The 12,039-nt window shown below is 56.1% G+C and carries 11 protein-coding genes and 1 tRNA gene; 7 read left to right on the plus strand and 5 right to left on the minus strand.

All coding sequences use genetic code 11. The annotated features are described in order from the left end of the window. Positions 1–76: 76 nt before the first annotated feature. Positions 77–1,105, minus strand: coding sequence for a GSU2403 family nucleotidyltransferase fold protein (locus tag Q1B13_RS11635; RefSeq protein WP_299080452.1), 1,029 nt, complete (start codon positions 1,103–1,105; stop codon positions 77–79). A 251-nt stretch (positions 1,106–1,356) separates the two neighbouring features. Between Q1B13_RS11635 and Q1B13_RS11640 the strand changes: the two genes are divergently transcribed. Further along, positions 1,357–1,482: a hypothetical protein gene (locus Q1B13_RS11640; RefSeq protein WP_299080449.1), complete on the plus strand. Its 126-nt coding sequence runs from the start codon at positions 1,357–1,359 to the stop codon at positions 1,480–1,482. 557 nt (positions 1,483–2,039) lie between these two features. On the opposite strand, the gene Q1B13_RS11645 is transcribed toward Q1B13_RS11640, so the two are convergent. Together Q1B13_RS11645 and Q1B13_RS11650 are read right to left on the minus strand one after the other, a co-directional pair. After that, positions 2,040–2,116 (minus strand) — tRNA-Pro (locus Q1B13_RS11645). 116 nt (positions 2,117–2,232) lie between these two features. Next, entirely contained in the window at positions 2,233–3,348 is a 1,116-nt protein-coding gene (locus tag Q1B13_RS11650; RefSeq protein ID WP_299080446.1) for a class I SAM-dependent RNA methyltransferase, read from the minus strand. A 298-nt stretch (positions 3,349–3,646) separates the two neighbouring features. Between Q1B13_RS11650 and Q1B13_RS11655 the strand changes: the two genes are divergently transcribed. The 6 genes from Q1B13_RS11655 to nqrF are packed head-to-tail and all read left to right on the plus strand — an operon-like array spanning position 3,647 to position 9,507. After that, on the plus strand, positions 3,647–4,990 hold the full coding sequence (locus Q1B13_RS11655; RefSeq protein ID WP_299080549.1) for a Na(+)-translocating NADH-quinone reductase subunit A: 1,344 nt from the start codon (positions 3,647–3,649) through the stop codon (positions 4,988–4,990). A 5-nt stretch (positions 4,991–4,995) separates the two neighbouring features. Beyond that, entirely contained in the window at positions 4,996–6,204 is a 1,209-nt protein-coding gene (locus Q1B13_RS11660) for an NADH:ubiquinone reductase (Na(+)-transporting) subunit B (protein WP_299080443.1), read from the plus strand. Beyond that, entirely contained in the window at positions 6,197–7,012 is an 816-nt protein-coding gene (locus Q1B13_RS11665; RefSeq protein ID WP_299080437.1) for a Na(+)-translocating NADH-quinone reductase subunit C, read from the plus strand. Before Q1B13_RS11660 ends, Q1B13_RS11665 begins: the two co-directional genes overlap by 8 nt. Next, positions 7,012–7,665: an NADH:ubiquinone reductase (Na(+)-transporting) subunit D gene (locus tag Q1B13_RS11670; protein ID WP_120631336.1), complete on the plus strand. Its 654-nt coding sequence runs from the start codon at positions 7,012–7,014 to the stop codon at positions 7,663–7,665. Before Q1B13_RS11665 ends, Q1B13_RS11670 begins: the two co-directional genes overlap by 1 nt. Next, positions 7,665–8,273, plus strand: coding sequence for an NADH:ubiquinone reductase (Na(+)-transporting) subunit E (nqrE, locus tag Q1B13_RS11675; RefSeq protein WP_120631335.1), 609 nt, complete (start codon positions 7,665–7,667; stop codon positions 8,271–8,273). The genes Q1B13_RS11670 and nqrE overlap by 1 nt, the downstream gene beginning before the upstream one ends. A gap of 10 nt (positions 8,274–8,283) precedes the next feature. Then, positions 8,284–9,507: an NADH:ubiquinone reductase (Na(+)-transporting) subunit F gene (gene nqrF, locus Q1B13_RS11680; protein WP_298935139.1), complete on the plus strand. Its 1,224-nt coding sequence runs from the start codon at positions 8,284–8,286 to the stop codon at positions 9,505–9,507. 52 nt (positions 9,508–9,559) lie between these two features. Here the strand turns inward: nqrF and tviB are convergent, their stop codons facing one another. After that, a complete protein-coding gene (tviB, locus tag Q1B13_RS11685) occupies positions 9,560–10,843 on the minus strand; it encodes a Vi polysaccharide biosynthesis UDP-N-acetylglucosamine C-6 dehydrogenase TviB (protein WP_299080435.1) in 1,284 nt (427 codons plus the stop codon). 14 nt (positions 10,844–10,857) lie between these two features. Further along, entirely contained in the window at positions 10,858–11,871 is a 1,014-nt protein-coding gene (locus tag Q1B13_RS11690) for a GDP-mannose 4,6-dehydratase (RefSeq protein WP_299080432.1), read from the minus strand. Positions 11,872–12,039 lie beyond the last annotated feature (168 nt).

Genomic DNA, 12,039 nt, shown 5'->3' on the forward strand with positions numbered 1-12,039 from the left:
CTGGTGTCAGTCTCTGCGCTTCAGTGGCAGTCAGTCCCGAAATAACGTTGCGGTTTCATTGCGCACGTTCCTGGCTTCAATCTGAACAAACACGATCCAAAAGGTGCCGCGTCTCCGGCATACGCCCCAACGTGGCGTCTATCCGCGCTCGCCACTTAGGCCCGCGGGACCGGGCATCTTCATAGGCTTCACGCAATTCGTCCGGACGATCCTCGGCCAGCACCTCAATCAGAAAGGCGGCTTGGCGCCGGTCTTTTTCCGACTTTAGTGCATTCTCCCCGCCGCGCCGGCGATCCGCGACGATCAGCTTGTGGATGGCATAGCGCTCGGGTTGCGGGATCTGCACCATGACGCCGCTGCGATAGGTCACAGCCGCCTTGATCGGGTCGGCGATGAGGTAGTTCAGATGGTGCAGACCTTGCGCATCTACGCCGAGCGCGGGCAATTCGCGCACGCCTTCTTTTTCGCCAAAGGACGGTGTCAGGAACTCGACCAGGGTATCGCTGCGTGTTTGTTTCCAGCGCCAAGTCTTGTCAGCCTGCAGGCTGGGCTGAGGCACAAATGAAAAGTCCCGGAAGACCTGTTCGAGCGGCGGTGTGGCGGCGTCCTCAAGGGCGAGGGAGAGGCGGGAGAAGCTAGCGATGTCGATGTCATCGGTATGCGCCATCAGATCTAGGCCGTATCGGACACCCAATTCTCCCTCGTAGAGACGAAAGGCATGGGTGCCTACGATGGTGCCTCCAAGGCGAAATACGCCAGACGCTGCCATCGCCGACATGAGGCTGCCTGTTGCAGCGTCCAGGTTTAGGAAGCCTTCTGCCCGGAGAAGGCGCACAAGCCGGGTTCGGTTCTTCCTGCGCTCATCGGCTTCGGCTTTGAGTTGCTGATGTTGCTCAAGCCTGGCCCGGAGTTCCTCGCTGTCCTCGCCGATATAGCGCTTCTTGACGTCAGAGCCGACCCGGTATGTGTCATACCAGTAGACTTTCCCATTGCGTGAGACATGTGTTGGTGTGCCTCGGATATCCGAAACAGCGTCGTCTTTAAGCGATCGCAGCAGGTCGTGATAAGCGGCTTGGGCGATGGATGAATGTCGCTTGAACGTCATGTTGGCGTCGTGTTCTACAAAAGGTTACTTTGTTGAACATACTACGTGTTCAACAAAAAAGAAAGGTGTTGAACATATCAGGCGTTTCCCGCCACATTCCCAAACGGACCATCGCTATAACTAAGATATTCAGCGTGTGTTGCGTCATTTCCGAGAGGATAGAGATGACCAAGAAGCCGGATGAAAACAACCGATTGTGCCTTTTCCCCCAAAACTGGGCCACTACTTTGGCTTAGAAAGGGGAAGAGGAGGTGGCTCGAAAGCAATACTCGGACGAAGATATTCTGAAGCTGCAGCGTGAGATTGAACGGAAGCTGGCCGATGGCGACGATGTTCGCATGGCTTGCCGCGGTGTCGGCGTCAGTGATGCGACTTAGTACAACTGGCAGCGACGGTTCGGAGGTATGGGTAGATCGCAGCTTTCGGAGTTGCGTAGTCTGGAGAAGGGAACGCCCGGCTCAAGAAGATCGTGGCCCAGCTTGAACTGGACAAGCCGATCCTCAAGGAAAGCCTGAACTACCTTAAACCGAGGGCCTGACGACGAGCCAACTTTGTCAGGCCGTCATTCATGCTCGCCAGAAGCTCGTCACATCAGAGCGGCGCACCCACAAGGTGGTCGGCCTTGCGCTCATTTCCATGCAATGCCAGACCGTCGAGAAGGACGATGATGCTCTTCGACTGGCGGATGTTTCACCGCGCGTTATGCGGCACATCGCGGCAGTTCATATGGCATAGGCAGGTATCTCGATCGAGGAGATTGGACAGTTTCTCGGCCATTCAGATTCGTGGATCACCGCGTCCATTAATGCGCGCTACAGCCCGGAGCACCTGCGTAAGGCTGCTAGCGTCCTAGAGTTCGACTGATGCTCAGGTTTAACAACCTCGGATCACTGTCCTGAAAACACTAAAGGCGCGATCGGGCAACTTGAAAACTTGGTCGGAGTGAGAGGATTCGAACCTCCGACCCCTGCCTCCCGAAGACAGTGCTCTACCAGGCTGAGCTACACTCCGACCGTGGCGGGTGATCTATACCCGGCAATTGGGATGCGCAAGTCGATTTCCGGGCCTGAGATTTTGCAAACCTCCGCCAGAGTTCATTTGTCAGTTCGGCCTATGACAGTGCGCAATCACGGCAACGCGCTGGTTCTGTGCAGTTTTATTTTTGTGCCTCCGTGATCAACAACCGGCCCGGTTGGGAGTAACGGAAGGCGCGTCGATCGGGCGAGGGACGGGTTGCTGGTTACGATGCCGACGCGCCAACCGGAAAACCGTGACATAAGGACTTTGCCCAGACTGCCATACAAAGACCGCAGGCGCTTTTCATCCCCGATCCGTGCGCCATAGGGTGGGTTAACGATCACCAGACCGGCCTTGCCTTCCGGGGGTTTAATGTCGCTGATGGCGCGTTGGGCAAATTGTGTCACATGGGAGACCCCCGCCTGAGCGGCATTAGCGCTGGCGGCTTCGATGGCGCCTGAGTTTCGGTCCGAGCCGTAGAAACGAAGGGTCATCTCAGGGGGCGGGGTGTCCTGACGCAATGATTGCCAGACTTGTGCGTCAAAGCTGGCCAGATCCTCGAATGCGAACTGGCGCGAGCGTCCGGGTCGCAGACCCAACGCGATTTCGGCCGCTTCAATCACAAATGTGCCCGAGCCGCACATAGGGTCCACCACCGGTTCAGTGCCGTCAAACCCGCATTCTCGTAGGAACATGGCAGCCATGGTCTCACGCATAGGGGCCTTGGCTATGGCCGGTTTGTGGCCCCGTTTGTGCAGCGGTTCACCTGAGGTATCGATGGAAAAGGTGCACAGGTCTTTCTCGATACGTAGCAGGACGCGTAGCTTGGCGTCAGAAGAAATTGGGGCACTAAGGGTCTCGGATATAGCGTTTTCAATTCGCTGCCGGGCCGCGCCTGCATGATAAATGCGGGATTTGCGGCTCGTGGCCTCGACTTTGATCGGTATGTCAGGGCGTAGAAAGTCTGACCATGGAAATTTGCGCGCCCGTTTGTCCAACTGCGCTAGGTGCACGGCCGGAAAACTTCCTATGCGTACCAATACCTTATTCGCTCCGCGAAGGCACAGGTTGGCACGCCAGGCTTCGGGCCAATCCCCGCGGCAACTGACGCCTCCGGCGACCTTATGGGCCTCGGCGAATCCGTTTTGGCTAGCCTCTTCACACAAAGGCGCTTCGAGACCGGGTGTGGCCACCAAAAAGATTTCAAAACTGTCTGAAGTGTTCATCCCCGTTGCTTACACCGGAAGTAAATCAGGCGCGACACGCTTTTTTTGTGCTATTTTGGTCGCGTCGCTGCGAGTTCAGGATAAAGTGACTTTGTTGTGCTGATTTGCGCGGTAACAGGTTTGCGTTTTAGGACGTCCGCGCGTAAAGGGTCCGTGATTGGAACAACGCGAGCGGATATCGGCAGGTTTGTGACGCTTTCACGGACCGGATGGCGAGACAATTCGCACTATTTGATGCCCAAGACTGAAAGGCGACAAATAGCGGACGCAGGAACGAGGCTTGGAAGACCGTAGCGACATGCAAACTTTCAAACTGAAAAAAGGGTTGGAGCTGCCGATTCAGGGTGCCCCTGAGCAGACTATCCGGCCGGGGCCGGAGTTTTCCAGCATCGCTGCGCTTGGGTCGGATTATTTGGGCCTGAAGCCGCGCATGCTGGTACAGGAAGGTGATGAGGTTCGGCGGGGAACACCATTGTTCTGCCACAAGGACGCACCACAGGCGATGATGGTCGCGCCGCTGAGCGGCAAGGTCGTTGCAATAAACCGTGGCGCACGCCGGGTTCTTCAAAGCGTCGTTGTTGAGGTCTCTGACCCGAATGATGCGGGTGTCGATTTTTCTGACGTAGGCGATGCAGGCACAGCCGAGGGCGTGACCAAAAAACTCTGTGCGGCCGGGTTGTGGACCGCTTTCCGCACACGGCCGTATTCCAAGATGCCTGAACCGGGGACAAAACCAACCGCGATTTTTGTGACTGCAATGGACAGCGAACCTTTGTCCGCTGATGCCGCAGTCATCATCGCGGATGCCGGGGATGACTTTGCCGCCGGGCTTGGTGCAATTGCCAAACTGACCGAGGGCACGACCTATTTGTGTCACAAGGACGGCGATACCATTCCGGGGGCCGACGTTGCGGGTGTCGAAGCCGCAGCTTTCTCGGGCCCGCATCCGGCAGGGCTGGCCGGGACGCATATCCATTTCCTCCGGCCACTGGCCGGTAACACCCAGGTCTGGACCATTGGGTATCAGGATGTAATTGCAGTTGGTCGTCTGGTTCAGACAGGTCATCTGGATCCGAATATCGTGATCGCATTGACGGGGTCGGGGGCACGTCAGCCACGTTTGATCCGCACTGTTCTGGGCGCCTCGACCGAGGATCTGACCCGTGATGAGATCGATGTTGACGGATCGGCGCGCATCATCTCGGGCTCGATCTTGTCCGGACGCCATGCGGATGGACCAACCGCCTATCTGGGACGGTTTGCGCGTCAGATTACCATTATCCGCGAAGATCACGATCAGATCCCAATGGGCTGGATTCGTCCCATGCCGTCGAAGTTTGCCGTGCAGCCTGTTTTGGGCTCGGCTTTTGCCAAGAAACTGTATGCGCTCACCTCGAACCTGAATGGTGGGCGTCGTGCGATGGTGCCAACGGGGACGTTTGAGCAGTTGATGCCGCAGGACTACCTGCCGACGCAATTGCTGCGTGCGATGCTGGTGATGGACACCGATAGTGCTCAGGCCCTGGGCGCGTTGGAGCTGGACGAAGAGGATCTGGGCCTCGTGGGCTTTGCCTGTCCGGCAAAATATGAATACGGGTTGGCGCTGCGCGACTGCCTGACCAAGATTGAAAAGGAGGGCTGATCCAAATGGGTTTGCGCAGCTTCTTTGACCGGATCGAGCCGAACTTTACCAAGGGCGGCAAGTACGAGAAGTATTTCCCCATCTACGAGATGGTCGAAAGTTTCATCTACACTCCGAAAACAGTAACCACCGTCGCGCCACATGCGCGGTCATACATCGATATGAAGCGGATCATGACCTATGTCGTGATCGCGACGATCCCATGTATCCTGTGGGGGATGTACAATACGGGTTACCAGGCGAACTCGGCTATTGCAGCGCTGGGGCCTGACGCGGCAACCGGTTGGCGAATTGCGATCCTGCAGGCCTTTGGTGTGTCATTGGACCCGGGCAGCATCATTGCCAATGTGTTGCACGGAATGATGTATTTCCTGCCGATCTACATCGTCACACTGGTCGCTGGTGGTATTTTCGAGGTGATTTTTGCCACCGTGCGCGGCCACGAGGTGAACGAAGGGTTTCTTGTCACTTCGATGCTTTACACGCTGATCATGCCGGCAACTGCACCCCTGTGGCAGGTGGCGCTGGGGATCATCTTTGGCGTTGTGATTGGTAAGGAAGTCTTTGGCGGCACCGGCAAGAATTTCCTCAACCCCGCGCTTGTGGGTCGGGCGTTCCTGTATTTCGCTTATCCGGCCAACATGTCCGGCGATGCTGTTTGGACACCGGTTGACGGGTTCTCGGGCGCGACGGCTTTGGCTATGTCCGCAGCCGATGGCGTGCAGGCCCTGGCCGCAGATGGGATCACCTGGTCGAGTGCTTTCTTCGGGCAGATACAAGGCAGCTTTGGTGAGACATCGACATTGGCTTGTATGGTTGGGCTGGCCTTCCTGCTGATGACGAGGATCGCCAACTTTCGTCTGATCGTGGGCTGTTTGGCCGGAACCATCGGCTTCACCTTGCTGCTGAACCTGATCGGATCTGACACTAATCCGATGTTCGCGATGCCGTGGTACTGGCACGTGGTTCTGGGTGGGTATGCTTTTGGGCTGGCCTTCATGGTGACCGAGCCGGTTTCGGCGAGCCATACCAATCTGGGACGCTATATCTATGGTGGGTTGATTGGTGTCATGGTGGTAATGATCCGGGTGATCAACCCGGCCTTCCCGGAAGGCATGATGCTGGCAATCCTGTTCGGCAACGTCTTTGCGCCGCTGATCGACTATTTCGTTGTGCAGGCAAACATCAAACGGAGGGCGCGTCGCCATGTCTGATACGCAATCCCCTGAACCAAGGGGCGCGATCGCCCGGTTTCTGGCGGCCTCGCCGGATTCTGTTGGCAAGACGATCTTTGTTGCCGTTGCAGTCTGCCTTGTTGCGTCGATGGTCGTATCGGCTGCCGCCGTTAGCTTGCGCCCGGTGCAAGAGGCCAACCGGCTGAAAGACAAACAAGTCAACGTCCTGCAAGTCGCGGGCGTCTATGAACCCGGGATTGATGTGACCGAAGCCTTTGCCGCCTTCGAACCACATGTTCTGGAACTGTCGACCGGCGATTTCGTCGATGACCAATTTGACCCGGCTACATTTGACGATATTGCTGCCGCAAGCGATCCTGAACTGAGCGTCGCTCTGGATGACGATCCGGCGGGGATTGGGCGCAAGGCCAAATACCGCGTGGTCTATCTGCTGCGTGACGACGCTGGCGGTTTGGATAAGGTGATCCTGCCGATACAAGGATATGGTCTTTGGTCAACGCTTTATGGTTTTATTGCGTTGGAAAACAACGGCAACGACATATATGGCCTTCAGTTCTATCAGCACGGTGAAACGCCCGGCCTTGGGGCCGAGGTCGATAATCCGCGTTGGAAAGCGTTGTGGAACGGCAAAAAGCTGCGGGATGACGCGGGCGACTTGCAGATCACTGTCGCCAAGTCACAACCCGCCGCCGGCCCCGATTTCTACATCGACGCGCTGGCCGGGGCGACGCTGACCTCGGTCGGTGTCGACAACCTTGTGAAATTCTGGATGGGCGATGCCGGTTACGGCCCCTTCCTTGGCAAATTGCAAGCAGGAGAGTTCTGATGTCCCAGACAAGGAAAGAGCTTCTGGTCGACCCGCTTGTCGACAACAACCCGATCACCTTGCAGGTGCTGGGCATTTGTTCGGCATTGGCGGTCACCTCGTCATTGCAGGTGTCGGCAGTGATGGCACTGGCGGTGATCTTCGTGACATCCTTCTCGTCTTTCTTCATCTCATGCCTGCGCAATCAGATCCCCGGATCAATCCGGATCATCGTTCAGATGGTGATTATCGCCTCTCTGGTGATCCTGGTTGACCAGATCCTTAAGGCCTATGCGTTTGAGATCTCAAAAACCCTGTCCGTCTTTGTAGGCCTGATCATCACCAACTGCATCGTGATGGGCCGTGCCGAGGCGTTTGCGATGAAGAACCCGCCCGTCGCATCCTTCATCGACGGGGCGGGCAACGGAATGGGCTATGGTCTGATCCTGCTGCTTGTGGGTTTCATCCGCGAGCTGTTCGGAGCCGGGTCGCTGTTCGGTGTGACCATTCTTGAGACCGTGAACAATGGTGGCTGGTACGTGCCAAACGGCATGCTTCTGCTGCCACCCTCGGCATTCTTCATCATCGGGCTGATCATCTGGGCCTTCCGCACATGGAAACCAAACCAGGTCGAAGAACGTGAATACAAAATCCAGCAGGTAGAGGCGCACTGATGGAAGGTCTACTGTCCCTGGCCGTAAAGGCCATCTTTGTTGAAAACCTTGCGCTCAGCTTCTTTCTTGGCATGTGTACCTTCATCGCCGTGTCCAAGAAGATTTCCACGGCGCTTGGTCTGGGCATTTCGGTGATGGTGGTGCAGGCAATCACCGTCCCTGCGAACAATCTTCTGTTGAATTACCTGTTGAAACCGGGTGCGCTGTCCTGGGCTGGGTTCCCGGATGTGGATCTGACATTTCTTGGCTTGATCTCGTATATCGGTGTGATCGCAGCGATGGTTCAGATCCTCGAGATGATCCTCGATAAATACTTCCCACCTCTCTACAACGCACTGGGGATCTTTCTGCCGTTGATCACGGTGAATTGCGCCATCCTGGGCGGCTCGCTGTTCATGGTCGAACGTGACTACAACTTTGCCGAAGCGACGACCTATGGTCTGTCCTCGGGCTTTGGTTGGGCGCTTGCGATCACCGCGATGGCGGGGGTTCGAGAAAAGCTGAAGTACTCTGACATTCCGGATGGCTTGCAGGGTCTGGGCATTACTTTCATCACGGCGGGATTGATGGCGATGGCCTTCATGTCCTTCTCGGGCGTGAAACTGTAAGGAGGGGCCAATGGAAACTTTTAGCTTAGGCGTCATCCTTTTCACTCTTATCGTTCTGGGGCTGGTGACCATCATCATGGCCGCGCGCTCGCGGTTGGTGTCGACGGGTAATGTCAATATCACTATCAATGGCGAGAAGACGGTTTCGGTTCCCGCTGGCGGCAAACTTCTGCAGACACTGGCGGCCGAAAAGCTGTTCGTTCCGTCCGCCTGCGGCGGCGGTGGCACCTGCGCGCAGTGCCGCGTGCGCATCCACTCTGGCGGTGGGTCTATCCTGCCAACCGAGGAGGGCCATATCACCAAGCGCGAGGCCGCCTGCGGCGACCGCTTGTCCTGTCAGGTCGCCGTCAAGCAGGACATGGACATCGAAGTTCCTGAAGAGGTTTTTGGCGTCAAGAAGTGGGAATGCACGGTTCGGTCGAACGAGAATGTGGCGACCTTCATCAAGGCGCTGACTTTGGACCTGCCCGAAGGCGAAGACGTTAATTTTCGCGCGGGTGGCTATATCCAGATCGAAGCACCCGTACACCAGTTGAAATACACCGATTTCGACGTCGAAGAGGAATACCGCGAAGACTGGGATCGGTTCAATCTGTGGCAGTATGACTCGGTCGTGTCAGAGCCAATTGAACGCGCTTATTCGATGGCCAATTACCCGGATGAAAAAGGCATGATCATGCTGAACGTCCGGGTGGCGTCGCCGCCTCCGGGGTCAGAAGGTATTCCGGCGGGTCAGATGTCGTCCTACATCTTCAACCTTAAACCGGGTGACAAGGTCACCATCTCGGGGCCGTTTGGCGAGTTCTTTGCCCGCGAAACGGAAAAGGAAATGGTGTTCATTGGTGGTGGTGCCGGTATGGCCCCCATGCGCAGCCATATCTTTGATCAGCTCAAGCGCCTGAAGAACAAAGATCGCAAGATCACATTCTGGTACGGCGCTAGATCGAAGAAAGAGATGTTCTTTGTCGAGGATTTCGACCAGCTTGCTGCGGAATTCCCGAATTTTGAGTGGCATGTAGCCTTGTCTGATGCGCAGCCCGAGGATGACTGGAAAGGTTATACTGGCTTCATCCACAATGTTCTGTTCGATGAATACCTCAAAAACCATCCAGCGCCCGAGGATTGCGAGTATTACATGTGTGGCCCGCCGATCATGAACCAATCGGTCATCAACATGCTTCTTGATATGGGCGTTGACCGCGAAGATATCATGCTCGACGATTTCGGCGGGTAAACGAAAAAACCGGCGCATTTAGCGCCGGTTTTATTGCTTTGGGGCCTGTGCCCTACAATCTCAGGTCGCTGGCATCGCGCGGCAGGCAAGATTTGATGTCGAAAACCACACTGACTGGTTTGCCATAAGATCGAAACTGCTCTGGGTCGAGTGCTTGGTATTCCTGATGTGCCACCGCAAGAACTACGCCGTCATAGGCCCCTTCATGAGGTTGGTCTAACAGAGATAAGCCGTATTCAGCTTCCGCCGCTTTCGGATCGGCATGCGGGTCGTGCACATCCACCGAGACGCCGTAGCTTTGTAGTTCCTCGATGATATCGATCACCCGAGTGTTGCGAAGGTCGGGACAGTTTTCCTTGAAGGTCAGGCCCATGACCAGAACCCGCGCCGCGCCGACATTAATCCCGTTGCGCGCCATTTGTTTGACCAGTTGCGAAACGACGTAGCTGCCCATTCTGTCATTCAGACGCCGTCCGGCCAGAATGATCTGAGGGTGATGCCCGACAGCCTCGGCCTTGTATGTCAGGTAGTAGGGGTCAACGCCGATGCAGTGCCCGCCAACCAGACCAGGCCGGAAAGGCAGAAAGTTCCATTTGGTACCCGCCGCCCGCAACACTGCATCGGTGTCTATGTCCATACGACCAAAAATCATCGCCAGCTCATTGACCAAAGCGATATTCAGATCGCGCTGGGTGTTTTCGATGACTTTTGCGGCCTCGGCCACGCGGATGCTTTCGGCCTTGTGGGTTCCGGCAGAAATGATCTGCGCATACAGCGCGTCCACCAGATCGGCTACTTCTGGTGTTGAGCCAGAGGTCACTTTGCAGATATCCGAAATCCGGTGTGTCTTGTCGCCGGGGTTGATCCGTTCCGGGCTGTAGCCCGCGAAGAAATCCCTATTGAACATTAAATCAGAGACCTGCTCCAGCACCGGGACACAATCCTCTTCGGTCGCTCCGGGATAGACGGTGGATTCGTAGATCACCAAATCGCCGGGCTTCAACACGCGGCCCACCGTGTCCGACGCGCTGAGCAATGGTGTGAGGTCAGGCTGTTTGCCAGCAGTGATCGGGGTTGGGACCGTGACAATATAGGTGTCACACTCGGCCAGATCGGTGGCTTTGGTCGAAAACGTCAAGCCTGTAGCTGCGGTCAAGTCCTCTGGCTCGACCTCCAGCGTCGCGTCTTCGCCCGCGCGCAGGGCGTCGATCCTAGAGGCGTTGACGTCGAACCCCACTACAGGACCGATCTTGCCAAAAGCCACGGCCAAGGGCAGACCAACATAGCCCAGCCCTATGACTGCGATCTTCCGCGACTTGGGGTTTGTGTCCAGCATTCAGCTCTCTTTGGTCATTTATCGTGATAGTCGCGGAACCATTCGACGAACCGCGCGATCCCGTCTTTGAAATCGGTCTGCGGACGATAGCCAGTCAGGCGTTGCAGCAGGTCTGTATTCGCCCAAGTTGCCGGAACATCGCCCATTTGCATCGGCATGTAGTTTCGGATTGCTTCCTTGCCGACCGCTTCTTCGATGGCTTCGACAAAGTCCATCAAGCGCACCTTGTCACCATTGCCGATGTTGACGACGCGATACGGCGCGACCGGGGACAGGCTGTCGCCTTCTTCGATCTGATCGGCGCTTGCGGGCCGAACCGGCGGTGTATCGATCAACAATCTGATCCCGCGAACCAGATCTTCCACGTTGGTGAAGTCACGATACATGTCGCCATGGTTGTAAATGTCGATTGGGCGGCCATCCAGAATCGCATCAACAAACTTGTAGAGCGCCAGATCAGGTCGGCCCCAGGTACCGTAAACGGTAAAGAACCGGAACATGGTTGTTGGTAAATCCCAGAGATGCGCATAGGAGTGGCCCATCGATTCATTCGCCTTTTTTGTGGCGGAATAGATGGTCAGTTGCGTGTCGGCTTTTTCAACCTCGGTAAAGGGCATGTCCTCATTCGCGCCGTAAACGGATGAGGTCGAGGCCATCAGCAGGTGGTCGACCTTGTGCGTTCGGGCAACCTCCATCACGTTGAATGTGCCCACGATATTTGAATCGATATAGCTACGAGGTTCTTCCAGGCTGTAGCGCACGCCAGCCTGCCCGGCTAGGTGAACGATGATCTCTGGTTCAAACTCATCACCGATCTGTATCAGGCGTTCATGGTTTTCCAGAAGGTCTTCAGTCGCGGAAAAATTTGGTGTCTGCAGCAGCATCTGATGGCGCCTTTGCTTCAGTGCGACATCGTAATAATCTGTCATTCCATCATAGCCATGCAAGCGGAAGCCTTCTGCCAGCAGCAGTTTTGCCAGATGGAACCCGATAAAGCCGGCAGTGCCTGTAACCAATACTCGTTTCATAAAACCCTCAAACCCAAATCAAACCATATGCACATCAGGGATACTTTCCCCAAGACAAGGTCAAGAGTATTTTCCCTTCTGCCTTGCCATATCAGACGCGTGTATGCTTTGGTCAACCGGTTTACGCGATCGAAAATTTGCCGATTGTGGCCCGGGATTGGGCCGGGT

Origin of the sequence: uncultured Ruegeria sp., assembly GCF_947489545.1 — a bacterium.
Taxonomy (GTDB): Bacteria; Pseudomonadota; Alphaproteobacteria; order Rhodobacterales; family Rhodobacteraceae; genus Ruegeria.